The 24,751-nt window shown below is 67.4% G+C and carries 25 protein-coding genes; 14 read left to right on the forward strand and 11 right to left on the reverse strand.

The annotated features are described in order from the left end of the window. Positions 1 to 3: 3 nt before the first annotated feature. From QZM35_RS24460 to QZM35_RS24495, 8 genes are all read right to left on the reverse strand, one after another. The gene (locus tag QZM35_RS24460; protein WP_089433404.1) at positions 4 to 1,242 is read right to left on the reverse strand and encodes an MFS transporter; all 1,239 of its coding nucleotides are present in this window, start codon (positions 1,240 to 1,242) and stop codon (positions 4 to 6) included. Continuing rightward, positions 1,239 to 2,519: an MFS transporter gene (locus QZM35_RS24465; protein ID WP_301776976.1), complete on the reverse strand. Its 1,281-nt coding sequence runs from the start codon at positions 2,517 to 2,519 to the stop codon at positions 1,239 to 1,241. The genes QZM35_RS24460 and QZM35_RS24465 overlap by 4 nt, the downstream gene beginning before the upstream one ends. Beyond that, entirely contained in the window at positions 2,516 to 3,562 is a 1,047-nt protein-coding gene (locus tag QZM35_RS24470) for an amidohydrolase (RefSeq protein ID WP_301776977.1), read from the reverse strand. The genes QZM35_RS24465 and QZM35_RS24470 overlap by 4 nt, the downstream gene beginning before the upstream one ends. Before the next feature lie 10 nt (positions 3,563 to 3,572). Next, entirely contained in the window at positions 3,573 to 4,724 is a 1,152-nt protein-coding gene (locus QZM35_RS24475) for a porin (RefSeq protein ID WP_089428954.1), read from the reverse strand. Positions 4,725 to 4,770: 46 nt separating this feature from the next. Continuing rightward, positions 4,771 to 6,150 carry an MFS transporter gene (locus QZM35_RS24480; RefSeq protein ID WP_301776978.1) on the reverse strand — a complete coding sequence of 460 codons (1,380 nt, stop codon included), beginning with the start codon at positions 6,148 to 6,150 and terminating at the stop codon, positions 4,771 to 4,773. An 86-nt stretch (positions 6,151 to 6,236) separates the two neighbouring features. Continuing rightward, positions 6,237 to 7,166: an SMP-30/gluconolactonase/LRE family protein gene (locus QZM35_RS24485; RefSeq protein ID WP_089428952.1), complete on the reverse strand. Its 930-nt coding sequence runs from the start codon at positions 7,164 to 7,166 to the stop codon at positions 6,237 to 6,239. Between the two features lie 21 nt (positions 7,167 to 7,187). Beyond that, on the reverse strand, positions 7,188 to 8,135 hold the full coding sequence (locus tag QZM35_RS24490; protein ID WP_089428951.1) for an NAD(P)-dependent oxidoreductase: 948 nt from the start codon (positions 8,133 to 8,135) through the stop codon (positions 7,188 to 7,190). Beyond that, entirely contained in the window at positions 8,135 to 8,833 is a 699-nt protein-coding gene (locus QZM35_RS24495) for a methyltransferase (protein WP_089428950.1), read from the reverse strand. The genes QZM35_RS24490 and QZM35_RS24495 overlap by 1 nt, the downstream gene beginning before the upstream one ends. A gap of 165 nt (positions 8,834 to 8,998) precedes the next feature. On the opposite strand from QZM35_RS24495, the gene QZM35_RS24500 reads away from it, so the two are divergent. The 4 genes from QZM35_RS24500 (at position 8,999) to QZM35_RS24515 (ending at position 12,228) form a co-directional block, all read left to right on the forward strand. Continuing rightward, positions 8,999 to 9,709 (forward strand): IclR family transcriptional regulator, encoded by a 711-nt coding sequence (locus QZM35_RS24500; RefSeq protein ID WP_301777064.1) that lies wholly within the window; start codon positions 8,999 to 9,001, stop codon positions 9,707 to 9,709. 187 nt (positions 9,710 to 9,896) lie between these two features. Then, complete coding sequence (locus QZM35_RS24505; RefSeq protein WP_301776979.1) at positions 9,897 to 10,535, forward strand: TetR/AcrR family transcriptional regulator; 639 nt, start codon at positions 9,897 to 9,899, stop codon at positions 10,533 to 10,535. 45 nt (positions 10,536 to 10,580) lie between these two features. Then, positions 10,581 to 11,564 carry an MDR family oxidoreductase gene (locus tag QZM35_RS24510; RefSeq protein WP_301776980.1) on the forward strand — a complete coding sequence of 328 codons (984 nt, stop codon included), beginning with the start codon at positions 10,581 to 10,583 and terminating at the stop codon, positions 11,562 to 11,564. An 85-nt stretch (positions 11,565 to 11,649) separates the two neighbouring features. Beyond that, the gene (locus tag QZM35_RS24515; protein WP_089433411.1) at positions 11,650 to 12,228 is read left to right on the forward strand and encodes a peroxidase-related enzyme; all 579 of its coding nucleotides are present in this window, start codon (positions 11,650 to 11,652) and stop codon (positions 12,226 to 12,228) included. 45 nt (positions 12,229 to 12,273) lie between these two features. On the opposite strand, the gene QZM35_RS24520 is transcribed toward QZM35_RS24515, so the two are convergent. Continuing rightward, entirely contained in the window at positions 12,274 to 12,708 is a 435-nt protein-coding gene (locus tag QZM35_RS24520) for a helix-turn-helix domain-containing protein (protein WP_301777065.1), read from the reverse strand. Positions 12,709 to 12,819: 111 nt separating this feature from the next. Here QZM35_RS24520 and QZM35_RS24525 point away from each other — a divergent pair, with 111 nt between their 5' ends. Further along, a complete protein-coding gene (locus tag QZM35_RS24525) occupies positions 12,820 to 13,440 on the forward strand; it encodes an FMN-dependent NADH-azoreductase (RefSeq protein ID WP_089428944.1) in 621 nt (206 codons plus the stop codon). A 282-nt stretch (positions 13,441 to 13,722) separates the two neighbouring features. Next, positions 13,723 to 15,198 (forward strand): glucose-6-phosphate dehydrogenase, encoded by a 1,476-nt coding sequence (gene zwf, locus QZM35_RS24530; protein ID WP_089428943.1) that lies wholly within the window; start codon positions 13,723 to 13,725, stop codon positions 15,196 to 15,198. Positions 15,199 to 15,287: 89 nt separating this feature from the next. Here the strand turns inward: zwf and QZM35_RS24535 are convergent, their stop codons facing one another. Further along, the gene (locus QZM35_RS24535; RefSeq protein ID WP_089428942.1) at positions 15,288 to 16,229 is read right to left on the reverse strand and encodes a LysR family transcriptional regulator; all 942 of its coding nucleotides are present in this window, start codon (positions 16,227 to 16,229) and stop codon (positions 15,288 to 15,290) included. A 111-nt stretch (positions 16,230 to 16,340) separates the two neighbouring features. Here QZM35_RS24535 and QZM35_RS24540 point away from each other — a divergent pair, with 111 nt between their 5' ends. The 7 genes from QZM35_RS24540 to QZM35_RS24570 all read left to right on the forward strand — a co-directional run bounded on the left by QZM35_RS24540 (position 16,341) and on the right by QZM35_RS24570 (position 22,737). Next, positions 16,341 to 17,543 (forward strand): MFS transporter, encoded by a 1,203-nt coding sequence (locus tag QZM35_RS24540; protein ID WP_039349950.1) that lies wholly within the window; start codon positions 16,341 to 16,343, stop codon positions 17,541 to 17,543. 29 nt (positions 17,544 to 17,572) lie between these two features. Next, complete coding sequence (locus QZM35_RS24545; protein WP_089428941.1) at positions 17,573 to 17,896, forward strand: adenylate cyclase; 324 nt, start codon at positions 17,573 to 17,575, stop codon at positions 17,894 to 17,896. Between the two features lie 13 nt (positions 17,897 to 17,909). Continuing rightward, complete coding sequence (locus QZM35_RS24550; protein WP_174974088.1) at positions 17,910 to 18,869, forward strand: LLM class oxidoreductase; 960 nt, start codon at positions 17,910 to 17,912, stop codon at positions 18,867 to 18,869. Positions 18,870 to 19,002: 133 nt separating this feature from the next. Continuing rightward, positions 19,003 to 19,809 (forward strand): 2,5-didehydrogluconate reductase DkgB, encoded by an 807-nt coding sequence (gene dkgB / locus QZM35_RS24555; protein WP_089428939.1) that lies wholly within the window; start codon positions 19,003 to 19,005, stop codon positions 19,807 to 19,809. Between the two features lie 71 nt (positions 19,810 to 19,880). Continuing rightward, positions 19,881 to 20,996 (forward strand): alkene reductase, encoded by a 1,116-nt coding sequence (locus tag QZM35_RS24560; RefSeq protein ID WP_089433414.1) that lies wholly within the window; start codon positions 19,881 to 19,883, stop codon positions 20,994 to 20,996. Between the two features lie 22 nt (positions 20,997 to 21,018). Beyond that, a complete protein-coding gene (locus tag QZM35_RS24565) occupies positions 21,019 to 22,023 on the forward strand; it encodes an aldo/keto reductase (protein ID WP_301776981.1) in 1,005 nt (334 codons plus the stop codon). A 177-nt stretch (positions 22,024 to 22,200) separates the two neighbouring features. Next, on the forward strand, positions 22,201 to 22,737 hold the full coding sequence (locus QZM35_RS24570) for a DUF3455 domain-containing protein (RefSeq protein WP_089428936.1): 537 nt from the start codon (positions 22,201 to 22,203) through the stop codon (positions 22,735 to 22,737). 124 nt (positions 22,738 to 22,861) lie between these two features. Here QZM35_RS24570 and QZM35_RS24575 read toward each other — a convergent pair whose 3' ends face one another. After that, positions 22,862 to 23,527, reverse strand: coding sequence for an O-methyltransferase (locus QZM35_RS24575; RefSeq protein ID WP_089428935.1), 666 nt, complete (start codon positions 23,525 to 23,527; stop codon positions 22,862 to 22,864). A gap of 48 nt (positions 23,528 to 23,575) precedes the next feature. Here QZM35_RS24575 and QZM35_RS24580 point away from each other — a divergent pair, with 48 nt between their 5' ends. Continuing rightward, positions 23,576 to 24,253: a TetR family transcriptional regulator gene (locus QZM35_RS24580; protein WP_089428934.1), complete on the forward strand. Its 678-nt coding sequence runs from the start codon at positions 23,576 to 23,578 to the stop codon at positions 24,251 to 24,253. Positions 24,254 to 24,751: the final 498 nt, after the last annotated feature.

The following is a 24,751-nucleotide window of genomic DNA, read 5'->3' on the forward strand; positions in this document are numbered from 1 at the left end:
CGTTTATTGTGCGCCTGAGCGCGTTTCTGTGAACCGTTGCCACGCGATGACCGCGATGACGCCGCACGCGAGCACGGCGGCCATGGCGGCGAAGGTGTGTCGCACACCGAGCGCCTCGGATGCGCTGCCGACGAGCAGATAACCGAACGGCATCGTGCCGTTGTAGGCCATGCCGTACATCCCGACGAGCCCCCCGCGCACGTGATCCGGACACTGGCGCTGAATGGTCGCGTTCGTCGACGTGGCCGCGAACGTGAGGCTGAAGCCGAGTGCATAGAACGCGGGGATCGATCCCGCCGCATCGGTGGTCGCGGCCAGCACGGCCAGCGCGCCGACGGCCGTCCACGGCGCATACGCGATGAACCGGTGCGACGCACGCGGCCCGAGCGCCGACGACAGCAGCACCGCCGCGCTCAACGACCCGGCGCCGGCGCACGCGAAGAACACGCCGGTAAAGCGCGCCGCGTCGTGAAAGCCCTGGTCCGCGAGCAGCGGCACGAGCGTCTGGTAGCTGCCGGCGAACAGGCCGATGCACGCGAGAATCGGCAGATAGCGGGCCGAGAACGCATCGGACAGCACGTAGCCGACCGCGTCGCGCAGGCCGCTCTCCGCGCGCGACGGGCGGTCCGCCGTCGCCGCCCGGATCGACCGCACGCACGCCGCCATGAAGCACAGCGCGAGCGCATAGATCGCGAACGACGTCCTGGGGCCCAGCGTCGGATAGACGACGCCGGCGATGGTCGGGCCGACCATGCGCCCGACGTTGTAGACCATCGTGTTCATCGCGACCGCGTTGGAGGTATGGGTCGCATCCTGCAGGCTCGTCAGCAGCAGCACCTGCCGCGCCGGCGTTTCCACCGCGCTCGACACGCCGATCGCCAGCGCATGCGCGAGGATCAGCTTCACGCCGAGCAGGCCGAGCAGCGACAACGTGAAGAGGCTGCCCGTCAGCAGCAGCGACGTCGTCAACACGCATAACGTCACGCGGCGCGCGTTGGCCGAGCCGATGCGGGAGCCCGCCACCGGCGCGACGATCAGCTGCGGCCCGTACAGCAGGAAGTTGAGCAGCGCGAGGATCGCCGCCGAGCCGGACAGGTGATAGATCAGCAGATTCAGCGTGACGTTCTGCGTCCAGCTGCCGAGCACCGACGCGACCTGCCCGCTCAGGTAGCGCCGCAGCGACGCCTCCGACAGCGCAGGAAACAGCCTGTTCACCCACCCCGCCTGCGTTGCCACGTTCATGACAGCGCCTTTCCGCGCGTTTCGGGCGCGAACAGCACGACCGCCGCCGCGGCGATGAACGCGACGATCGTCGTCGCGAGTCCAAGCACGAAGCCGCCCGACGTCGACGCCAGCGCACCGATGACCAACGGCGCGATGAAACCGCCGAGCCGGCCGCCGTTGTACGCGAGGCCCATGAAGAACCCGCGCGATGCCGTGTTGCCGATGATTTCCGCGAGGAACGGGCCGGCACCCGCGAAGATGCCGTTCACGCTGAAGCCGGTCAGAAAGATCGCGGCCATCAGCAGCAACGGATTCGCCGACACGATGTACACGCCGACGGCCAGCGCACCGACCAGCAGGTAGGCCAGGAACATCGGCCGCCGGCCGAGCCGGTCGACCCATGCCGAGAACAGCAGGAACCCGGCGATCGCACCGAACTGAAGCGCCAGCACGAACTTCAGGCTATGCACGAAGTCGAGGTGCTTTACCGTGATGAGGAACGTCGGCGTCCACGTGAATACGCCCCAGTAGAGGTACTGCAGAAAGAAGATGAAGCAGAAAGCGGTGAGCAGGCCGCGCACGTTCAGCTTCTCGCGACTTGCCGTGTCGCGCTTGCGGGCCGGCGACTTCGCGTGCCGGCGTTCGAGCCAGATCGGCGATTCCGGCGTCTTGCGCGCAACCCAGAACAGAATGAAGAACGGCGACGCGCCGATCAGGAACAGCAGACGCCAGCTGTCGCCGGCCAGTCCGCCATGCGCGGCGCCGACGATGCCCGAGATCGCGATCGCGAGAATCGCGCCGATCGGCAAGCCCATCTGCATCAGCGCGCCGCCCTTGCCGCGCCGGCTCGGGTGCCAGGTCTCCGCGATGAGCGCCGCGCCGGCGGTCCAGGTTCCGCCCATGCCGAGCGCGCCGAAAAAGCGCAACGTGGCGAACGCGTGCGCGTCGGGCGCGAATGCGATCAGGCCGGAAAACAGCGAGTAGATGCCGACGCAGAGCAGCGCGGTGCGCACGCGCCCGATCCGGTCCGACACGAAGCCGAACAGGATGCCGCCGACGATCTGTCCGGCCGCCGTGACGCTCGTGAACATGCCGAGCTGCGCCTTGCTCAGCCCGAACTGCAGCGCGAGCGTCGGCAGCAGCAGCGACAACAGGAACGAATCGTAGCTCTCGAACGTCCAGCCGAGCCCCGCGAGCGACAGCGAACGCCACTCGATACCGGTCACGCGCGTGAGCCCTTTTTCCGCGGCTGCGGACGTCATGTCCTGCGTCGCCACGGTTGCACTCGTCTTCATGGGTTGTCTCCGGGAAGCGTGATGCGATACGTCGATGCGGCCGTCCGGCTGAACAGCGCAGCCTTTTCATCGGCCGACATCGCGGACGCGAGTCGTTTGAAGGCGTTCCACAGCACGCGATAGCCGAACATCCCCTTGTCGACGGGGAAGTTGCTTTCGAACATGCAGCGTTCGACGCCGAAGTGTTCGACACACGTGTCGAAATACGGCTGCCACGCCGCCGCCAGTTCCTGCGACGATGGCGGCAGGTCGCGCGCGGCGAAGTCGAAGCCGAACACGGTCATGCCCGCGCCGCCGAGCTTCATGCGCGTGTTCGGCAACGCGGCGAGACGCGCGAGTTGCCGCTTCCATTGCGCATGGACTTCCGCGCGCTGGCCGGCATGGGGACCCACGCCGAGCGGGCCGCCGAAATGGTCGATGACGACGGTGACGTGCTCGCATGCGCGCGCGAGTTCGTGCAGGTCGTCGAGCTGCGTGTGATAGACCCACGTGTCGAGCGACAGCCCGTAGCGACCGAGCGTCGCCACGCCCCGCCGGAAAGCCGGATCCGACATCCGGTCGCGCGGCGGCGTCACCGGGCTCGACCGCACGTCGGGGCTCGCATGCCACGCGAGCGGATTGCGAATCCCGCGCAGTCGCCCGCCGGACACCTGCAGCATCGTGTCGAGCACCGCGTCGAGTTCCGCGCCGAGCGACAGATCGGCGCCGCCGACGATGGCCTCGCAGCATCGCGTGGGGCCGTACGCGCCGCTGTCGAACATCGCGGCGACGCCGCTCGCGAATTGCACTTCGCCCACCGGCTTGAACGCTTCCGGCCCGCTCGCACGCAACATCGAGCGGCACTGCACGTAGACCGTCGACACGATCCGATGTCCGCTGCGCACGTCCGCACCGAACTCGTCCGCGAGATAGCGACCGGTCTGTCGATCCCACAGGTGATGATGGGCGTCGACGATGGCCAGCTCGGGTTCGAGCACCGGCTCGTCGCGCAAGGCGAGCCACTCGGGCCTGACGGGAAGATGGGGCGCGTGAACGGTCTGCATCGCGCTCGCCTTAGAACTTCTGGCGCATGCCGATCACCACGCCCGTCTGGTTGTGATCGGGTGCGACCGTGCCGTAGCCGTTCACGCCGAGCGCGGAACCGCCCTTGTTGCGCGCGAAACCGGCCGTCGCATAGATATCGGTGCGCTTCGACAGCAGATAGTCGGCACACAGCACGGCGAGCCACGGGTCGGCGCTGGTCGAATGCACGTCCTGGTAATAGGCGGTTGCCGTGACCACGAACGCCGGCGACACCGCGTATTGCGCGCCGGCCCAGTACAGGTTCGCCGCACTGGCTTCGGAACCGTTCGCGACACGGATCGGGTTCGCCGGCAGGAACGCGTTCGACGCATGGAGGTAGCGATAGCCGGCGAATCCCTTCACCGGCCCGATCGCATACGACGCGGCGGCCGTCGCGCGACGCTCGGTGCCCGTGTTCGTCGCGACGGTGTTGCTGTTGCGCTGCTCGTACGACACGCTCGCGGCGAGCGGCCCTTGCGCGAAGGTCAGCGCCCCGCTGAAGAAGCGGCCGGTGAGTTGCGCGCCCGGCACCTCGGCGCCGTACCCGGTGTCGTAGCGGGTGCTGTACATGGCCTGCGCCGTCAGCGGACCGAACACGCCGGTGTACTTCGCTGAATTGTCGATACGCGCGGCCGCCGCGTAGTCGAGCGACAGCAACGAATACCGCGACGACGCGCCCATCGGGTCGAAGGCCACGGCCTGTTCGTAGAAGAGCGCATTCTGGCGGCCGAACGTCAGTTGCTGGCCCCGGTACGCCAGCCCGACCCACGCCTGCCGGCCGAAAATCCGCGACGTCGTGGCGGCATTCGAACCGAGGCCTTTCGTCGACTGCGCGGTCGTGCCGTCATTGATGTTGAAGCCGTCTTCCAGCTGGAAAATGGCCTTCATGCCGCCGCCGAGATCCTCGACGCCCTTCAGTCCCCAGCGCGAACCGGACAGATTGCCCGACGCTTCGCGCGTCTGCGCGCCGCCGGTGCTCGTGTTGTTGATGTGCTCGATGCCGACGTCGGCAATGCCGTACAGCGTGACGCTGCTTTCTGCATGGGCGCCGCCGCACCACGAAGTCGCGCTCGCGACCGTGATGACGCCGAGCATGAAGCGGGATGTGGGGCGGGTATTGCGGCTGGCCTGATTCGACAACATGGAGTCTCCAAACTGTTTTTTATGGGTGCGGCTGACGAAGGAAAATTCACGGTTCGCGGGCGACAGGCGCTTCGCCGGCGCCCGAGCCCGGATCGCCGAGCCACGCGATGGTCAACGCGCCGAGCAGCAGCACACCCGACACGGCGATGAGCGGCGCGGTGAAGCCGCCGGAGAATTGCTTGAGCGCGCCGATCAGCGACGGCCCGACGAAGCCGCCGAGATTGCCGACCGACACGATCAGCGCGAGTCCGCCCGCGGCGGCACGGCCGGTGAGGAATCCCGACGGGATGGCCCAGTACGTCGCCTGGAACGCGAGGATCCCGCTCACCGTGACGCACAGTGCGATCAGCTTGAAAACCGGCGCATGAATGAAGGCGCTCGCGCACAACGCCACGGCGGCAACCGCCAGCGCACCGGCGACATACGGAATGTGGTTGGCCGCGCGATTGGCAAGACGCGCCCACCAGAGCATCACACCGGCACCGATCGCATACGGAATGGCCGTCAGCCAGCCGACCACCGCGTGTTCGACGCCGAACTGCTTGATGATCTGCGGCATCCACAAGCCGACGCCGAGCGAGCCGACGATCCCGCAGAAGTTGATGAACGCGAGCACGAACACGCGCCAGTTCGTCATCGCGTCGCGCAGTTTGCTGCCGTGCTTCGCGCCGATGTCGCGCTGCTCGAACGCGAGGCGCTTCGCGAGCGACGCCTTCTCTTCGTCACTGAGCCACGCGGCTTTCTCGGGACGGTCGGCCAGCACGAACAGGCACGCGATGCCGAGCATCACGGCCGGTACGCCTTCGATCAGCAGCAGCCACTGCCAGCTGCGCAGCCCGTGCAGGCCGCCGAGTTCGAGCAGCGCACCGGAAATCGGCGAGCCGATCATGTTCGCGACGGGGATGCCGACGAGGAACGCGGCCGTCACCTTCGCGCGCCACTTGCCGGGAAACCAGTGCGTGAAATACAGGTAGATGCCGGGCGTGAACCCCGCCTCGGCGAGCCCGAGCAGAAAGCGCGCCGCCGCAAAGCTTTTCGGTCCGGTGACGAACGCCGTCGCCATCGAGAACAGGCCCCACGTGATCATGATTCTCGCGATCCACACGCGCGCCCCGACCTTCTGCATGATCAGGTTGCTCGGAATCTCGAACAGGAAGTAGCCGATGAAGAACAGGCCGGCACCGACACCGAACTGCTCGGCCGTCAGACCGAGGTCCTTGTTCATCGTGAGCGCGGCAAAACCGACGTTGGTCCTGTCGAGATAGCTGATCACGTAGCAGACGAAGATGAACGGCAGAATGCGCCGGAACGCCTTCGCGAGCGTGCGCTCGCTGGCCGCGTAATCATCGCCGCCCAGGCGCTCCACGGACGATGCGTCGGCACGCGGTGCGTCATCGCCGGCACGCAGCGCGTGCGAAATGGTCATGCTTGTCTCCTTCGTCGCGCGACTGGCGGCGCGATCTTTCGGCATACGGGCGGGAAACCGGTGAGCGGCTTCCCGGTTCGCGGGTTTCAGTCCTTGTTCGCGGCCTGTTTCGGCAACGGGCCGGCAATGCGCATGTCCGCTTTCAGGACCGAACCGGACGTCGATTCGGTGATGAAGAGCGTCTTCATGTCGGCGCCGCCAAAGCACACGCTCGTGAGCGATGCCCCTTTCGGCCCGGTCAGGATCTCGACGGGCTCCGCGCAGTGGTTGAGCACCCACACGCGGCCGAGCCCCGGATTCGCGACGAACAGGCGGCCTTCGAGATCGACGGTGAGACCGTCGGGGCCGCTCGGCCCGTGGGACGTGAAGAACGGGCTGACCTTGGTGACCGATCCGTCGGCCTGCAGCGGCATGCGCCACACCGCATTGCCGCGCGTCATCGCGACGAACAGCACCTTCTCGTCGCGTGACAGGACGAGCCCGTTCGGGCTCGGGCAGGTACCGACCAGCATGTCGAGCTTGCCGTCGGGCGAGAGCCGATACACGCGGCCCGTCGGATCGTGCAGCCCGGTCTGCCCCTGGTCGGTGAAATAAAGGTTGCCGGCCGAGTCGAACGTCAGGTCGTTCACGCCCTTGAAGCGCTCGGTGTTGCGGCGCTCGAGATAGGGGCGAATTTCACCGCGCTCGATATCGAGCAGCATCAGGCCGTTCCGGTAGTCGGTGATGATCAGGTGCGCTGCGTCGAAGCGCTTCATCCCGTTGGGCTCGCCGTCGTATTCGACGACGAGCTCCCAGTCGCCCGACGGCGAAATGCGGAAGATGCGCCCGTGCGGAATGTCGGTCACGAACAGATAGCCGTCCGGATCCCAGACCGGCCCTTCGAGAAAGGAATCCGTGACCATGCCGCCGCGATTCGCGCGCGCCCATTCCGTGCGGACGTCCGGCTTGCGAAACTTTTCCGGCATGCGCGTGAACACGTCGGCTTCGCGCACGTCGGGGTTCGTCAGATAAAACATGCGTACCTCGATGTCCTGGGTTCAAGCCGCGCTGTGCGCGCGTTCGTCGAGCACCGCGAGGATGTTGGCGGCCGCGCCCTTGCCCATGTTCACGTACGCGGCATCGCTCACGCCGCCGATGTGCGGAGACAGGATCACGTTGGGGATCTGCTGGAACGGGTGCGGCACCGTCATCGGCTCGACGTCGAAGCTGTCGAGCCCGGCCGCACGCACGTGGCCGCTCGCCAGCGCGTCGGCAAGCGCGGCTTCGTCGATCAGGCCGCCGCGCGCGGTATTGACGAGAATCGCCCCGCGCTTGAAACGCGCGAGCGTGTCGCGGTCGAGCATCCGGCGGTTGTCGGCCGTCAACGGACAATGCAGCGACACGACGTCCGAGTCCGCGTACAGCGTGTCGAGCGGCACGAGCTTCACGCCGGCGGGCGCTTCCTTCGCGAACGGATCGAATGCGAGCACCTTCATGCCGAACGCCGCGCCGATCGCGGCCACGCGCCGGCCGATCGCACCGAGCCCGACGAGGCCGAGCGTGCGCCCGTCGAGCTCGACGGACTTGTGCGTCGACTTGTCCCAATGGCCTTCGCGCATGCGGATATCGAGCTGCGGAACCGACTTCGCACACGCGAGCAGCAGCGCCCAGGCGTGCTCGGCGACGGCGGCCGCATTCGCGCCGACCGCGGCGCGCACCGCGATGCCGCGCACGGCAGCGGCGTCCTGATCGATCACGTCGATGCCGCTGCCGTGCTTCGAAATCACCCGCAGGTTTTCGGCGGCGTCCATGATGCGGGCGTTGATCTTGCCGTACCGGACGACGATCGCGACCGGCTTGTGCTGGGCGCAGAGCGCCACGATGTCGTCCTCGGTCGGTTGCTTGCCGGCGAACACGACGTCGAACTGCGCAAGCATCTCGAGCGCTTGCGGCGCGAGGTCGGCGGCGGTCACCAGGACCACGGGCTTGTGCGAAGCGGCCTGCATCACAGTGCCTCGCCTTCGGCCAGCATGCCGGCTGCGCGCAACTCCTTCTCGACCCAGCCCGGACGAAGGTCGCCCTTGTGGATCGCTGCGATGCGCGCGGTTTCGACGTCGAGCTTCTTCTGCGCCAGATCGACGATACGCGCGACGTCGGCGCGCGCAATGACGACGACGCCGTCGGCGTCGCCGACCACCAGGTCGCCCGGATTCACCGCCGTGCCGCCCAGCGAGATCGGCGCATTCACGCGCCCCGCGATGCTTTTGGTCGGGCCGCACGGATTGAGGCCGGCCGAGAAGATCGGATAGTCGCCGTTGGCCAGTTCGTGCGCGTCGCGCACCGCGCCGTCGATGACGATGCCGGCGATGCCGCTCGCCTTCGCCTGCGCCGCCATGATTTCGCCGAGCAGCGCGCACGAGATGTCGCCCTTGCCGTCGACCACGACGACGTCGCCCGGCTTCGCGACGGCGAGCGCCGCATGGATCGCCAGGTTGTCGCCCGCGCGGACTTCGACCGTGACCGCGGGGCCGGCGACCTTCATCTTCGGCGACAACGGCCGCACACGGCCATGCACCGTGCCGCGACGGCCCGCGACGTCGGCCAGGATCGCGGCCTGGTAGCGCGCGGCCGCCTGAACGAGTTCCGGCGAGACGCGTTCGATGTCGCGAGTGATCGGAGAAGTGCTGGCGGATGGGTTGCTCATGATTCGACCTCGGGTTGTGCGTTGTACTCTGTACAACACTGGTGTACATGGTGAAATCACTATAACCAGAGGGCATGCGTCAGGGCACTGGCGTTTACCCTTTTACGTGGTAAACCAGCGTTTTACTCTGTACAATTCCGAGTGAATGTCGACGGGAGAGAAGAAATGGGAAACGACGGGGTCGTTGCCGTGGAAAAGGCGCTTGCGCTGCTGGACTGCTTCAAGCCCGGCGCCGAATCGCAATCGCTCGCGACGCTGTCGCAGGCATCCGGCATGCACAAGACGACGGTCTATCGGCTGATGAACTCGCTTGAGCGAATGGGCTATGTCGTGCGCGCGCAGTCCGGCAACTATTCGCTGGGGCACCGCGTGCTGTACCTCGGCAAGCTGTACGAGCAGTCTTTCCATCTATCCACGGTGGTGGAACCGGCGCTGCATGCGCTGGCCGCGCTCACGAAAGAAAGCGCATCGTACTACGTGCACGACAACGGGCAGCGGCTTTGCCTGTTTCGGGTCGAGCCGTCCGAAGGCCTGCGTGAAACGCGGCTCGCGGGGACGATGCTGCCGCTCGACGACACGGCCATCAGCCAGGTGATCCGTTTCTGGGGGCTCGGCGAACCGATCTATGACAAACCGCCGGCACTCCCCCTCTTCACCGCGGGTGCGCGCGATGTGCACACGGCAGCGTTCGCGGTGCCGGTCTTCGGCGCCGGCGACAAGTTCATGGCGGCGCTGACGCTTTCCGGTCCGGCATCCCGCCTCAGTGTCGCGCACGAGTCGGGCGAGCTGGATCGACCGCAGCTGGATGCGGCCGCCGATCTGTCGCGGAAGCTGGGCGCGAGTGTCGCGCTCTGCGAGCACATGTACGGCAGCTGATCGCCGCCTTGACACAGGCAGGATCCAGGTCGACGCACCGTTCGTCGCCTGACCGCGGACACGTTCGCACGACGCCACGCGCGGGCCGGGGCGTGACACCCGCAGCGCAGCGCCGACGCGACGGCCCGTCCGACCGGCTCCGCACACGACCCATTGATTTTCGAGACGAACGGTCTATTATTCCGCCATGGACGCTCGAATCGATCCGCCTCGCCGCCGCGGCAGGCCACCCAAGCAGCACGACGACCTCGTCGCCACGCGTGACATGCTGTTGCGCACCGGGCTCGAGATCCTCACCGAAAAGGGCTTTTCCGCCACCGGGCTCGACGAGATCCTCGGGCGCGCCGGCGTGCCGAAGGGCTCCTTCTATCACTACTTCGACAGCAAGGACGCGTTCGGCCTCGAACTGATCGACCGCTACGCCGAATTCTTCGCCCGCAAGCTCGACCGCCATTTCAGCGACCCGGCACGCTCGCCGCTGCAGCGCGTACGCGCATTCATCGGCGACGCCCGCGACGGCATGGCCCGCTACGCGTACAGCCGCGGCTGCCTGATCGGTAACCTCGGACAGGAAATGGGCACGCTGCCGGAAAGCTTCCGCGAACGCCTGCGCACCACGTTCGAGGACTGGCAACGGCGCCTCGCCGAATGCCTGGCCGCCGCGCAGCAAGCCGGTGAACTGGCCGGTTCGGCTGACCCCGCCGAGCTGGCCGCATTCTTCTGGATCGGCTGGGAAGGCGCCGTGCTGCGCGCGAAGCTGGAGCGCAGCGACAAACCACTGACCCTGTTCGCGCAGTTCTTCTTCAATGGACTCCCGCACCGCTGAATTTTTTTGCCATTAACTAGACGATCGGTCTAGAAAGGAGGACACATGTTTCAAGGCATCGTGATCGACAGGCATGAAACCGGCCAGCAGGCCCGGCTCCAGACGCTGGACGACGCGCAGTTGCCCGCCGGCAACGTGACGGTACGCGTGGGCTATTCGACACTGAACTACAAGGACGGGCTGGCGATCACCGGCAAAAGCCCGGTGGTCCGCAAGTTCCCGATGGTGCCCGGCATCGATCTGGTTGGCGAAGTCGAAGCGAGCACGCACCCGGACTATCGCCCCGGCGATCAGGTCGTGCTCAACGGCTGGGGCGTCGGCGAAACGCATTGGGGCGGCCTCGCGCAGAAGGCCCGCGTCGACGGCGACTGGCTGGTGCCGCTGCCGTCCGCCTTTTCTCCGCAACAGGCGATGGCCATCGGCACGGCGGGCTACACCGCGATGCTGTGCGTGATGGCGCTGGAGCGACACGGCGTGCGCCCGGACGACGGTGAGATCGTGGTGACCGGCGCGGCAGGCGGGGTGGGCAGCGTCGCCACCGCCATCCTCTCCAAGCTGGGATATCGCGTGGTCGCAGTGACGGGCCGCCCCGCCGATGCCGACTACCTGCGGCAGCTCGGCGCGGCGGAGATCCTCGAACGGTCGCAATTCTGCGAGCCCGGCAAGCCGCTGGGCAAGGAACGCTGGGCCGGCGCGGTCGACGTGGCAGGCAGCCACGTGCTCGCCAACGTGTGCGCGACCACGCGCTACCGCGGCGTCGTGACCGCCTGCGGCCTGGCCGCGGGCTTCGATTTCCCCGCGACGGTCATGCCGTTCATCCTGCGCGGCGTCACGCTCGTCGGGATCGACAGCGTCATGTGCCCGCGCGCCGACCGCCTGGAAGCGTGGCGCCGGCTCGCGTCCGACCTCGACGTCGGGAAGCTGGGCGCGATCAGCCACCAGGTCGGCCTGGGCGACGTCATCCCACTTGCCGGGGAATTGATCAACGGCAAGGTGCGCGGCCGCGTCGTCGTCGACGTCAACGCGTGACGCCGCTGACGATCACCCACGCTGCTTCATTCGGACGGCGGCTCGCGCAGCGAGTACGCCCGCGCCACGTTATCCAGGAGACCTCATGACCGCCGCACACACCGCCCCCATCAGCCGCTTTCCCGTGCCCGCGCTCGAAGACTTGCCCGAGGACATTCGCGAACGCATTGCGACCGTCCAGGAGAAGTCGGGCTTCATCCCGAACGTATTCCTGACGCTGGCGCATCGCCCGGACGAGTTTCGCGCGTTCATGGCCTACCATGACGCGCTGATGGACAAGCCGGGCAACCTGAGCAAGGCCGAGCGCGAGATGATCGTCGTGGCCACCAGCAGCGCGAACCAGTGCCAGTACTGCGTGATCGCGCACGGGGCGATCCTGCGCATTCGCACGAAGGATCCGCTGATCGCCGACCAGGTCGCCACCAACTACCGCAAGGCCGATCTCACCGCCCGGCAGAAGGCGATGCTCGACTTCGCAATGAAGGTGTCACAGGCCGCGCATCGGGTGGGCGAAGCGGACTTCGACGCGCTCAAGTCGCACGGCTTCGTCGAAGAAGACGTGTGGGACATCATGGCGATCTCGGCTTTCTTCGGCATGTCCAACCGCATCGCGAACGTGACGAACATGCGGCCGAATGCGGAGTTCTATGCGCTGGGGCGCTGAGCGCACGCGACGTTCGGGGACGCGGCGGGCGGCCGCGTTCCGCCCCTAGCGACTGCGGTAAACGACGCCCTCGCCCGGCTTCGGCGCCGCCTCGGCCGCCTCGTCGAAACGCTCGCGCGCTTGCGCGATCGGCTCCTTGTTTTTCTCCGCCCACCTGACGAGCGTCATCACGGGCTCCAGCAGCGTTGCGCCGAGCGGCGTGAGCGCATAGTCGACGCGCGGCGGAATCGTCGGGAACACCGTCCGCGTGACCAGCCCGTCGCGCTCCAGCCCGCGCAATGACAGCGTCAGCATGCGCTGCGAAATCCCTTCGATCTCGCGTTTCAGCTCGTTGAAGCGCCGCGAACCGTCGTTCAGCGTCGCGATGATGTAGAGGCTCCATTTGTCGCCGATCCGGTCGAGGATCTGGCGTGTCATCTGGCAGTCGTCGTCGCTGGGTCGGGGCATGGTGGCAGGAACATCGATGTGACTGGGGCACAACCCTGTGCGTTCTTGTGGGGCCCGGGCGCGAACCCTAGCATTCCACATGCTTTTTGGTAACTCAGTCATCAAAAGTTACCGGGTTCTCATCTTATCCCTAAAGGAACGCTCATGAGCCGCATCCTGCTGATCACCTCCAGCCCCCGCAGCACCGACAGCCTGTCCACGCGCGTCGCGCACGACCTCGCGCGGCAACTCGCGGCGCGCGACGCAAACAGCACCGTGACGTTGCGCGATCTCTCCACCGATCCGCTGCCGCATATCGACGATGCTTACATCGTCGGCCGCATGCTGCCGCCGGACGCGCGCAACGCGGAGCAAGCGCAGGCCGTCGAGCTGGCGCAAGCGCTGGTCGACGAATTGCGCGCCGCCGACATCGTCGTGATCGGCTCCGCGATGACCAACTTCGGCCCGTCCACGCAGCTGCGCGCGTGGTTCGACCGCGTGATCTGGCCGCAGGTCACGTTTCGCTATGGCGAAAGCGGCGTCGCCGGCACGGTGGAAGGCAAGCAGGTCTATCTGGTCACCGCCAGCGGCGGCGTCTTTTCGGAAGGCCCGTATGCACCGTTCGACTACCAGTCCGGCTATCTGAAGCATCTGCTCGGGTTCATCGGGTTGAGCGACATCCGCGAAGTGCGCATGGAAGGCACCGTATTGGGCGCCGAGGCGGTGCAAGCGGCCATCGCGAAGGCCGGGCATGACGTGCAGGCGCTGGTGGAACAGGCGGGTTGAAACAACCGCCGCGCCCGTCGATCGCCGCACGCGGGCGGCGCCAGCCGACGCCCGCCCTCACGCGCTGGGGCCGAACGGCCGCTCGCCGCTCCCGGCGAGCCAACCCGATGTCAGCGCTCACTCCTGTCCCTTCGACGGCAATACGCCGCCCGGCCGCTTCGCAACAGTAAACGGACACGCACGCAATCCATCAAAAGCGTGCACTATTAGGGTTTTGCCGTACCGGCGCCCGACGCCTCCGACGTTCGTTTCACGTTCCCCGTTTCACACCGCGAACCTCCCATGACGAATCAGCCTACCCAGACCGGAGCCGACCGGCCCGTCGACATGATCATCTTCGGCGGCGGCGGCGACCTGGCCGCCCGCAAGCTGTTGCCCGCGCTGTACATGGCGCATCTGCACTGCAACCTTCCGCCCGAGACGCGCATCATCGCGGTCGGCCGCCGCGACTGGGGCATCGACGGCTATCGCAAGTTCATGGACGAGCAGTCGCGTCCGTTCATCGACGAAAAGGCGTTCGATCAAGCGGCCTGGAGCCGCTTCCTCGACCTGTTCAAGTACGTGCTGATCGACGTGAACGCGCCGGACGACTACCTGCGGCTCGCGGAAGCGGCGCGCGGCGATGCGATCCGCGTGTTCTACCTGTCGACGTCGCCGGAGCTGTTCACCACCATCTGCGACAACCTGTCGGCCGCGCATCTCGTCGACAAGCACTCGCGCGTCGTCCTCGAAAAGCCGCTCGGCCACGATCTCGCGTCCGCGAAGGCGATCAACGATGCGGTCGGCAAGCACTTCGAGGAATCGCAGATCTATCGGATCGACCACTATCTCGGCAAGGAAACCGTGCAGAACCTGATGGTGCTGCGCTTCGGCAACCCGATCTTCGGGCCGCTGTGGCAGGCGCCGAGCATCCGCAGCGTGCAGATCACGGTGGCGGAGACGGTCGGGGTCGGCAGCCGCGCGGGCTTCTACGACCATACCGGCGCGCTGCGCGACATGGTGCAGAACCACCTGCTGCAGCTGCTGTGCATCGTCGCGATGGAGCCGCCGGTGTCGCTCGACCCGGACGCGGTGCGCGACGAGAAGCTGAAGGTGCTGCGCTCGCTGCGGCCGATGGCGGTGGCCGACGTCGCGCGCGACACGGTGCGCGGCCAGTACACGGCCGGTGCGGTCGACGGCCAGCCGGTGAAGGGCTATCTCGAGGAAGACAACGTGCCGGCGGACAGCCGCGCGGAAACCTTCGTCGCGCTGCGCGCGCACATCAACAACTGGCGCTGGGCGAACGTGCCGTTCTTCCTGCGCACCGGCAAGCGGCTGCAGCGCCGCCAGTCGGAAATCGTGATCGAGTTCGCGGACATGCCGTTCTCGATCATCCCGACCGGCCCGCGCCACTACAGCAACCGTCTCGTGATCCAGCTCCAGCCGGAAGAGTCGATCCAGCTGCAGATGCTCGCGAAGGAACCAGGCAGCGGGATGAACATGGTGCCCGTGAGCCTGAACCTCGACCTGCAGCAGGCGATTCCGGAGCGGCGCGCGGAAGCGTACGAGCGTCTGCTGATCGACGTGATCCGCGGCCGCCTCACGCACTTCATGCGCCGCGACGAGCTCGAAGCCGCATGGTCGTGGGTCGAGCCGATCCTCGACGGCTGGAAGCAGCTCGGCGACCGGCCGCGCCTGTACACGGCCGGCACGTTCGGGCCCGCGGCTTCGTCGGCGCTGCTCGCGCGCGACGGGATGTCGTGGTCCGAAGAGGCGTAACCGCCACGCGACGGCGTGCCCCAGTGGGGTACGCCGGATCGCACGTCAAACCGCACGGGGCGTAACCCGCCCCGTCGTCCCGGCCGCCGTTACCGCGGCTCCATCCACGACGCCGCCTTGCGCCGCCCCGGCGCATCGCTGCCGCTGCCGCCCAGCGCTTCGATCAGGTAATCGACGAACGACGCGATCCGCGACGAGATCGCGGTATTGCGGTAGTACACCGCGTGGATCGGCTGCTCGACCTCCAGCGTCTGGCGCGCGAGCACCTGCACGAGCCGGCCCGCGTCGCGATCCTGCGCGGTCATGAAATCCGACAGGCAGACGACGCCCGCGCCATCGAGCGCGAGCTGCCGCAGCGTCTCGCCGCTCGACGAGCGGATGCCCGGCTCGATGCGGCACGGCTCGCCGTCGGTGCCGAGGATCGGCCACACGTTCAGCGATTCGGGCTGCGTGAAGCCGAGCAGCGTGTGCTTGTCGAGATCCTCCACCTTGCGCGGCTGGCCGTGCGCCGCCACGTACTCTGGGCTCGCGAGCATGCGGATCCGGCTGGCGCCGATGCGGCGGCTGTGGAGCGTCGAATCCTTCAGCCGGCCGATCCGGAACGCGACGTCGGTGCGCCGCTCCAGCAGGTCGATGATGCCCTCGTTGCTGTTCAGTTCCAGCTCGACTTTCGGGAAGCGTTCGCGGTAGCCGCGCACGAGCGGCACGATCACGTGCAGCATGAACGGCGTCGCCGCATCCACGCGCAGCCGCCCGGACGGCATCTCGCGCCGCGCGAGCATCTGCTCTTCCGCCGTCTCGACCGATTCGATGATCGCGCGCGCATCCTGCAGGAACGCGCGCCCTTCCTCGGTCAGCTCGAGCCGGCGCGTGGTCCGGCGCAGCAGCGTGGTCTTCAGCTTCTCCTCGAGCCGCCCGAGCGTGCGGCTCGTCGCCGACACCGTGAGGTCGAGCTGCTGCGCGGCCGCCGTGATCGAACCGGAGTCGACCACGGCGGCAAAGGCCTGGAGTTCGTCGAGCGTAATCTTCATCGCTGCATTCTTGATTTCAAATCAAAACAATTTGGTTTATAGACCTGTTTTTCGGCAAAAGTAAAGTCGGCACACTGCGCTCCATCCTCACCGGACCCTGGAGCACCCGTCATGCCACTCGCCCTGCTTGCGCTGACCATCAGCGCATTTGCCATCGGTACCACCGAATTCGTGATCGTCGGGCTGATCCCGACGATCGGCGCCGACCTCGGCGTCAGCCTGCCGTCCGCCGGCCTGCTCGTCAGCCTTTACGCACTGAGCGTCGCGATCGGCGCGCCGCTCCTCACCGCGCTCACCGGCCGCGTGCCGCGCAAGACCCTGCTCGCCGCGCTGATGGCGCTGTTCACCGTCGGCAACCTCGTCGCGTGGCAGGCGCCCGGCTACGAATCGCTGATCGTCGCGCGCATTCTCACCGGCCTCGCGCACGGCGTGTTCTTCTCGGTCGGCTCGATCATCGCGACCACGCTCGTGCCGAAGGAGAAGGCCGCCAGCGCGATCGCGACGATGTTCAGCGGGATGACCGTCGCGTTCGTCGCCGGCATTCCGCTCGGCACCTTCATCGGCCAGCACTTCGGCTGGCGCGCAACCTTCCTGGTCGTCGCGCTGTTCGGCCTCGTCGCGTTCGTCGGCGCGGTGGCCTTCGTGCCGCGCGGCTTGCCGCAAACGGCGCCCGCGCCGCTCGCCCGCCAGTTCCGCGTGCTCGCGCAACCGCGCCTGCTGCTGGTCTATGCGATGACGGCCGTCGGCTACGGCGGCTCGCTGATCGCGTTCACGTACATGGCCCCGCTGCTCGAGCAGATCGCCGGCTTCACGCCGTCGCAGGTCAGCCTCGTGCTCGTCGGCTACGGCGTGTCGGTCGCGTTCGGCAACGTGTGGGGCGGCAAGCTCGCGGACGCCGTCGGCCCCGTGAAGGCGCTCAAGCGGATCTTCCTGCTGCTCGCGATCGTGCTGCTCGCGCTCACCTTCACGATCCACGTCAAATGGCTCGCCGTGCTGACGATGCTCGCGTGGGGCGCGGTGGCGTTCGGCAACGTGCCGGGCCTGCAGGTGTACGTCGTGAAGCAGGCACGGCACTTCGCGCCTGACGCCACCGATGTCGCATCCGGCTTCAACATCGCCGCGTTCAACCTCGGCGTCGCGGGCGGCTCGGCACTCGGTGGCGTGATCGTCGCGCACGTCGGCCTCGGCCATACGCCGTGGATCGCGGCAGCCGTCACGCTCGGCGCATTCGCGCTCACCGCCCTGAGCGGTCGCCTCGATCGCAGCGCAGGCCTGCCGGAACGCACGGCGGAACCCGTCCAGCTCGCGCACTGAACGTCACTTTCTTGCAGGAGTTTGCACACATGAACGCATCGACCCCACGCCCGCCATTCGCCGGCAAGACGTTCGAAGTGCGCTACGACGGCCTCACCGCGCTCAACGCGTACGACGACGACGGCCGCCACATGCGCTACGAAATCACCGAAGGCCCGTACGCGGGCGCGAAGGGCGAAGTCGCCTACACGTGGCAGCCCATCGCCGGCGATACCTACGCGATCTCGTGGCAGGAAGCCGACCGCGCGACGGTCGTGCATATCGACGATTTCGCCGCCGGCACGTCGCGGTCGTTCTTCACCGCGTCGTCGCTCGATTTCTATCGGCTCGAAGGCAGCCTGCGCGCGATCTGAACGGAGCCCGACCATGTCCACTTCATTCACCGCACTCGACAAACTGGCCGACGGCGGCTTCAGCATCGGCATCGAACTGCCGCTCGACAACGACTGGTCGCCGGCCGGCAACGCGAAGCGCCAGCACGACCGTCGCTACCCCGGCGTACCCGACCTCGCGCGCCACGCAACCCTCGCGCAACGGGCCGACACGCTCGGCTTCCGTGCGCTCTGGGTGCGCGACGTACCGGTGTACGACCCGGCGTTCGGCGACGCCGCGCAGGTGTTCGAAACCTTCTCGTATCTCGGCTACCTCGCCGGCATCACGAACGACATCCTGCTCGGCACGGCGGCCGTCGTGCTGCCGCTGCGCGAGCCGCTGCTCACGCTGAAATCGGCCGCGTCGATCCAGGAACTGAGCGGCGGCCGCCTGCTGCTCGGCGTCGCCAGCGGCGACCGGCCGGTCGAATATCCGCTGTTCGGCCGCGACTTCGCATCACGCGGCGCGAATTTCCGCGACCAGATCGCGCTGCTGCGCGACGGCGCGCGCGGGCATCTGCCGCCCGGCCTCGACGTGCTGCCCGCCGCCCGTGCGCCGCTGCCGCTGCTCGTCGCCGGTCTCGCGCAGCAAACGCCCGCGTGGATCGGCGAACACATGGACGGCTGCCTCGCGTATCCCGGCACGCCGGACGACCACCGGCAGCGCGCCGCGAACTGGCGCGCGGTGGCCGGCGACAAGCCGTACGTGAGCTTCCTCCACCTCGACCTCGCGGACGACCCGCACGCGCCGCTGCAGCGTCACCGCTTCGGCGCCCGCGCGGGGCGTCTCGCGCTCATCGGGGAGCTGGCGGCCATGCGCGACGCGGGTGTGCGGCACATCGGCCTGCATTTCCGCCGCAACCTGCGTCCGCTCGACGAGACGATGGCCGAGATCGCGGCAGAGGTGCTGCCGGTGTTCCACGCGGATGAAAACGTACGGAAGCGCGTTGCATGAAACCGCCCGAACCCACTCGCGATACTTGATTCCAGATCAAATATTTTTGACCTGCAACGGCGTTTATCTCACCAATCCAAAACGCCAGAATGACTTCCATAGCGAACCCGTTCCACTCTCCCAGGAGCACCTGATGAGCAAGATTCCCGCATTCGGCCTCGGTACGTTCCGCCTGCAAGGCCAGACGGTCATCGACTCGGTCCGCAACGGCCTCGAAGTCGGCTACCGCGCGATCGACACCGCGCAGATCTACGGCAACGAAGCCGAAGTCGGCGAAGCGATCGCCGCATCGGGCGTGCGCCGCGACGAGCTGTTCCTCACGACCAAGATCTGGGTCGACCACTATGCACCGGACAAGCTCGTGCCGAGCCTCGAGGAAAGCCTGCGCAAGCTGCGCACCGACCATGTCGACCTGACGCTGATCCACTGGCCGGCCCCCGACAACGGCGTCGCACTCGACACGTTCATGACCGCGCTCGCCGATGCGAAGGCGCAGGGCCTCACGCGCCGGATCGGCATCTCGAACTTCAACATCGCCCTGACGAAGGAAGCGATCGCGGCGGTCGGCAAGGACGCGATCGCGACGAACCAGATCGAGCTGAGCCCGTACCTGCAGAACCGCAAGCTCGTCGAATTCCTGAACGCCGAAGGCATCCACGTCACGTCGTACATGACGCTCGCATACGGCAAGGTGCTCGGCGATCCGGTGATCGGCGCGATCGCGCAGCGTCACGATGCGACGCCCGCCCAGGTCGCGCTCGCGTGGGCGCTGCAGCTCGGCTACTCGGTGATCCCGTCGTCGACGAAGCGCGAGAACCTCGCGAGCAACCTGCTCGCGCAGACGCTGCGCCTGACCGACGAAGACATGGCGCAGATCGCCGCGCTCGAACGCAACGGCCGCGAAGTCGACCCGGCCGGCCTCGCGCCGAAGTGGGACTGACCGCACCACCCGCCACTCACATTGGATTCACCGCGGCCCGAAGGCCGCGGCACCGACAGGACATCAGCACCATGACCCAGGACCCGCTTTTCCAACCGCTGCGACTCGGCGCGCTGACGCTGCCGAACCGCATCGTGATGCCGCCGATGACGCGCTCGCGCGCCAGCCAGCCCGGCGACGAAGCCAACGAACTGATGGCCGCGTATTACGCGCAGCGCGCGAGCGCGGGCCTGATCGTCAGCGAAGGCACTTATATCGCGCCGCTCGGCAAGGGCTACGCATGGACGCCCGGCATTCACACGCCGTCGCAGGTCGCCGGCTGGCGCAAGGTGACGGACGCCGTGCATGCCGCGCACGGCCGGATCTTCGCGCAGCTGTGGCACGTCGGCCGGCTGAGCCACACGAGCCTGCTGGGTGGCCGGCAGCCGGTGTCGTCGTCGCCGCTCCAGGCGAAAGGCGTGAACGTGTTCATCGCCGGTGAAGACGGCAGCACGCCGGGCTTCGTGCAGGCGTCCGAGCCGCGCGCGCTGACGATCGACGAAATCGGCGAGATCGTCGATCAATACCGCGCCGCCGCGCGCCACGCGATCGAGGCCGGCTTCGACGGTGTCGAGCTGCACGGCGCGAACGGCTATCTCGTGAACCAGTTCATCGACTCGAATGCGAACACGCGCACCGATGCGTACGGCGGTTCGCTCGAAAACCGGCTGCGCTTCCTGCGCGAAGTCACGCAGGCGCTGATCGACGGCACGGGCGACGCGTCGCGCGTCGGCATCCGCCTCGCGCCGCTGACGACGCTGAACGGCTGCGTCGACGCCGATCCGGAAACGACCTACCTCGCCGCTGCAACGCTGCTCGGCGAACTCGGCGTCGGCTACCTGCACATCGCGGAAGCCGACTGGGACGACGCGCCGTTGATGCCGGTCGAATTCAAGCGGCAACTGCGCGCCGCGTTCCCGGGCGTGCTGATCTATGCCGGCGCGTACACCGCCGAGCGCGCACGCGAAGCGATCGCCGCCGGCTGGGCCGACCTCGTCGCGTTCGGCCGCCCGTTCGTCGCGAACCCCGACCTGCCCGAGCGGCTGCGCACCGGTGCCGCGCTCACACCGCACGACCGCAACACGCTGTTCGGCGGCGGCGAGCGCGGGCTGACCGACTATCCGACGCTGGCCCAGGCCGCGGCCTGAATCGGCATACCCGAGACTGCTCATGAGAATCACGCTCCCTTCCCGCCTGGGTTTCGGCACCGCGCCGCTGGGCAACATGTACCGGGACATCCCGCACGAAGAAGCGCTGGCCACGGTCGACACAGCGTGGGAAAGCGGTATCCGCTACTTCGACGCCGCGCCGCTGTATGGCGCCGGCCTCGCCGAGCTGCGCCTCGGCGAAGCGCTCGCGGGCCGCCCACGCGACGCGTATTCGCTCGGCACCAAGGTCGGCCGGCTCGTCCTCGACGAACACGAGGACGCATCGCAACGCGATCTCGGCGAAAAAGGCGGCCTGTTCCGCCACGGGCTGCCGAACCGGATCGTCTACGACTACACCGAAGACGGCACGCTGCGCTCGATCGACGCGAGCCTCGCGCGGCTGCGCACCGACCGGCTCGACACCGTGTGGATTCACGACCCGGCCGTCGACTTTCACGGCGACGCATGGCGCGACGTGTTCGACGTCGCGATGTCGGGCGCGGCCAAGGCGCTCACGCGGCTGCGCGACGAGAAGGTGATCCAGGGATGGGGCCTCGGCGTGAACCGCGTCGAGCCGTGCGAACGCGCGCTCGAACGTGCGGACCCCGACGGTTTCCTGCTCGCCGGGCGCTACACGCTGCTCGACCATGCCGGCGCGCTCGAACGGCTGATGCCGGAAAGCGCCGCGCGCGGGCTCGGGATCATCGTCGGCGGCCCGTACAACTCGGGCGTGCTCGCGGGCGGCACTCACTACGAGTATCAGCCGGCCACGCAGGCCATGCTCGACCGCGTCGCGCGCATCCGCCGGATCTGCGAACGATTCGGCGTCGATGTCCGCGCGGTGGCGCTGCAATTCTCGCTCGCGCACCCGGCCGTCGCGGCCGCGATCCCCGGCGCGAGCCGGCCCGATCGCATCGACGACAACCTGCGTCTCGCGGCGATGTCGATCCCGGCCGAGCTGTGGGATGTGCTGAAGGCCGAACGCCTGATTGCCGCGCAGGCACCGACGCCGGTTGGCCCGGTTTGAGGTTGAATCGGGCAGGCGCGGCCGCGTCAACCCACGGCCGAGCATCCCGGGCCGCGCGCAATCGCAACGGCTATCGCCAAGATTGCCATTTGCGCATTGCAGCCGGTGCAATTGGCGTCTAGCGTTTACGGGTTCGTCGACGAATACCCGTCACCCGACCCGAAAGGATGCCTCGCCATGCGAAGCCGCTTCCCGAAACGCCCCATGCTACCGGCCGCCGTGGCCTGCGTTGCACTCGCCTTCTGCGCGTCGTCCGCCCGCGCCGACGACTCCGCCGGCCTCGCGCCGCCGCAGCCGGCCACGCCCGTGCTGTCGACGACCGCGGCTGGCCTACAGGTCTACACGTGCGACTACGATGCCGGACACAAGCTCGCGTGGGTGTTCCAGCACCCGGAAGCGATGCTGTTCGACGCGAGCGGCACGCTCGTCGTCCGGCACGGCACGGGGCCGTCATGGGAGGCGCTCGACGGCAGCCGCATTACCGGCAAGAAACTCGCGGAAGCGCCAAGCGCAAGCCCGGGCAGCATTCCGCAACTCCTGCTCGCCGCGACGCCGGCCGCAACGGACGCGAAAGCCGCGGCCGGCACGCTCGCCGGCGTGCGCTTCGTGCAGCGGCTCGATACCGCGGGCGGCATGCCGCCGGATGCAGCGTGTTCGACCGAGCATGCGGTCGGCCGCTTCCCGTATTTCGCGCGCTACGTGTTCCTGAAATAACACACGACGGCGCGGCGCACGAAGCGACGGGCGTCACTGCGGTGTCGTCCGTCTCTCGCATCATATTGATCAGTCATCCTATTCTTGATGAATGGATGCATGCCGTCATCACGTACCGCAAAACTCAGCCGATCCGCATCGACAACTCGACATCGCCGCCGAAGGGCACCGACAGATAGCCGTTCTCCGGCGAGCGCACGTAGGCGAGATAGTCGGGGCTGAACTCGGCATTGTCGGCAACGACGAACGCGCCGGGCCGCAACCGTTGCTCGACGAGTGCAAGCACCTCCGGATACAGCGCCTTCGCACCGTCGAGCAGCAGCAGGTCGACCGAATCCGGCAGATCGGCGGCCAGCGTACGCAGCGCATCGCCCTCGCGAATCTCGACGAGATCGGCCAGCCCGGCCGCCGCCAGGTTCGCCCGCGCCCGCACGACCTTCGACGGCTCGAACTCGCTCGTGACCAGCCGGCCGCCGCCGTTGTCGCGCAGCGCAGCCGCGAGATGCAGCGTCGAAATGCCGAACGACGTGCCGAATTCGACGATCGACCGCGCGCCACCGCTGCGCGCGAGCATGTACAGCAGCGTGCCGGTCTCGCGCGACACGGCGAGCGGATAGTCCTTCAGGCGCGCATACAAGTCGGTGTAGTCGGTCTTGCTCCGCATCAGCCGCGCTTGCTCGTCGCGCGACAGGCTGGCGAAATCCGGGCTCGTCGCGGGCGACGAGGCGTCGGCTTCGTCGAACAGGCGTGCGAGCAGCGAGGCCAGCGGGTCGAGCGTCAGGGTGGTCATGCGAATCTCCGGGTTCAGGTTGAGTGCGTCGGTGCACCTGGTTAGAATATGACGAACTATTCAGGTTTTACTATTCGCATTGGCCAGCCACGCATGACCGACCGCCCGAACGCCCGGATTGCCACGCGCAAGCTGCCTCGGCAGGCTCGCTCGACCCAGCTCGTCGAGGCCGTCCTCCAGGCTGCTGTTCAGGTTTTGGCGAGCGAAGGCGCGCAGCGCTTCACGATGGCGCGCGTCGCCGAGCGCGCCGGCGTGAGCGTCGGCTCGCTGTACCAGTACTTCCCGAACAAGGCGGCCGTGCTGTTCCGGCTGCAGCATGACGAGTGGCGGCAGACGGCCGAGATGCTGCGCGGGATGCTGGAGGACGTGAACCGGACACCGCCCGAGCGGCTGCGCACGGCCGTTCACGCGTTCATCCGTTCGGAATGCGACGAGGCGCGGATGCGCATCGCGCTCGACGACGCCGCGCCGCTCTATCGCGACGCGCCCGAGGCACACGAAGCGAAGGCGGCCGGCAACCGCATCTTCCAGGCGTTCATGCGCGAGGCGCTGCCCGATGCACCGGACGCCACGCGCGAACTGGCCTGCGACCTGATCATCACCACGCTCACCGCGGCCGGCAAGGCGTTTTCGGAAAGCGAGCGCTCGCCCGATGAAATCGACGCGTATGCGAACGCGATGGCCGACATGTTCCGCGCCTACCTCGACCATCTCGCGCACAATTGAGGCCGGGGCGGCGACGAAAACCGCCTCGGCGCGATGGCGCCCTCGTCCGAATGCAGGTTGCGCGCGGCGGCGGATCCCGTCACCGGCCCCTGATTCCACCGGCCTGCCCGGCCACCATGAAAGAAATTTGTAATTTTCGATGCATCCCTCGCTTCCCCCTTGCCCGTCGACCCTGCATTCAAATAATCGCCTTAACGGATTCGAACTAGGCGTATACACGCGTGTCGACGCGACAGAGCCCCGTTGCACGCCGATATAAGCGCTGAGACATGCGCTGCATGCTCTTCCCCCAATGGGACGTGATTGGCGGTTCGCCTAACCTTCGCTACGGCAAAGCACACGTGACGGGGTCGACACCACAACGCGTCGCACGACGCGACACCCACGCGATCGTCTCGATTCGCACGGAACGACACGGATCACGCGTCATTCGTCCCCACGACGTTGCCGACAATCCCAACTAGATACGAGACACCCTGACGACGGTTCGCTACGGGC

The sequence above is a fragment of the Burkholderia sp. AU45274 genome (assembly GCF_030482505.1).
Classification (GTDB): domain Bacteria; phylum Pseudomonadota; class Gammaproteobacteria; order Burkholderiales; family Burkholderiaceae; genus Burkholderia.

Excerpts from the sequence above, each read along its gene's own strand:
- QZM35_RS24545 (WP_089428941.1), top strand. The coding sequence starts at position 17,573 with ATGAACGCATCGACCCCACGCCCGCCATTCGCCGGCAAGACGTTCGAA.
- QZM35_RS24475 (WP_089428954.1), bottom strand. The coding sequence starts at position 4,724 with ATGTTGTCGAATCAGGCCAGCCGCAATACCCGCCCCACATCCCGCTTC.
- QZM35_RS24515 (WP_089433411.1), top strand. The coding sequence starts at position 11,650 with ATGACCGCCGCACACACCGCCCCCATCAGCCGCTTTCCCGTGCCCGCG.
- QZM35_RS24495 (WP_089428950.1), bottom strand. The coding sequence starts at position 8,833 with ATGAGCAACCCATCCGCCAGCACTTCTCCGATCACTCGCGACATCGAA.
- dkgB (WP_089428939.1), top strand. The coding sequence starts at position 19,003 with ATGAGCAAGATTCCCGCATTCGGCCTCGGTACGTTCCGCCTGCAAGGC.
- QZM35_RS24465 (WP_301776976.1), bottom strand. The coding sequence starts at position 2,519 with ATGAAGACGAGTGCAACCGTGGCGACGCAGGACATGACGTCCGCAGCC.
- QZM35_RS24535 (WP_089428942.1), bottom strand. The coding sequence starts at position 16,229 with ATGAAGATTACGCTCGACGAACTCCAGGCCTTTGCCGCCGTGGTCGAC.
- QZM35_RS24510 (WP_301776980.1), top strand. The coding sequence starts at position 10,581 with ATGTTTCAAGGCATCGTGATCGACAGGCATGAAACCGGCCAGCAGGCC.
- QZM35_RS24490 (WP_089428951.1), bottom strand. The coding sequence starts at position 8,135 with ATGCAGGCCGCTTCGCACAAGCCCGTGGTCCTGGTGACCGCCGCCGAC.
- QZM35_RS24470 (WP_301776977.1), bottom strand. The coding sequence starts at position 3,562 with ATGCAGACCGTTCACGCGCCCCATCTTCCCGTCAGGCCCGAGTGGCTC.
- QZM35_RS24570 (WP_089428936.1), top strand. The coding sequence starts at position 22,201 with ATGCGAAGCCGCTTCCCGAAACGCCCCATGCTACCGGCCGCCGTGGCC.
- QZM35_RS24560 (WP_089433414.1), top strand. The coding sequence starts at position 19,881 with ATGACCCAGGACCCGCTTTTCCAACCGCTGCGACTCGGCGCGCTGACG.
- QZM35_RS24540 (WP_039349950.1), top strand. The coding sequence starts at position 16,341 with ATGCCACTCGCCCTGCTTGCGCTGACCATCAGCGCATTTGCCATCGGT.
- QZM35_RS24460 (WP_089433404.1), bottom strand. The coding sequence starts at position 1,242 with ATGAACGTGGCAACGCAGGCGGGGTGGGTGAACAGGCTGTTTCCTGCG.
- QZM35_RS24550 (WP_174974088.1), top strand. The coding sequence starts at position 17,910 with ATGTCCACTTCATTCACCGCACTCGACAAACTGGCCGACGGCGGCTTC.
- QZM35_RS24525 (WP_089428944.1), top strand. The coding sequence starts at position 12,820 with ATGAGCCGCATCCTGCTGATCACCTCCAGCCCCCGCAGCACCGACAGC.
- QZM35_RS24575 (WP_089428935.1), bottom strand. The coding sequence starts at position 23,527 with ATGACCACCCTGACGCTCGACCCGCTGGCCTCGCTGCTCGCACGCCTG.
- QZM35_RS24565 (WP_301776981.1), top strand. The coding sequence starts at position 21,019 with ATGAGAATCACGCTCCCTTCCCGCCTGGGTTTCGGCACCGCGCCGCTG.
- QZM35_RS24500 (WP_301777064.1), top strand. The coding sequence starts at position 8,999 with ATGGGAAACGACGGGGTCGTTGCCGTGGAAAAGGCGCTTGCGCTGCTG.
- QZM35_RS24580 (WP_089428934.1), top strand. The coding sequence starts at position 23,576 with ATGACGAACTATTCAGGTTTTACTATTCGCATTGGCCAGCCACGCATG.
- QZM35_RS24485 (WP_089428952.1), bottom strand. The coding sequence starts at position 7,166 with ATGTTTTATCTGACGAACCCCGACGTGCGCGAAGCCGACGTGTTCACG.
- QZM35_RS24480 (WP_301776978.1), bottom strand. The coding sequence starts at position 6,150 with ATGACCATTTCGCACGCGCTGCGTGCCGGCGATGACGCACCGCGTGCC.
- zwf (WP_089428943.1), top strand. The coding sequence starts at position 13,723 with ATGACGAATCAGCCTACCCAGACCGGAGCCGACCGGCCCGTCGACATG.
- QZM35_RS24505 (WP_301776979.1), top strand. The coding sequence starts at position 9,897 with ATGGACGCTCGAATCGATCCGCCTCGCCGCCGCGGCAGGCCACCCAAG.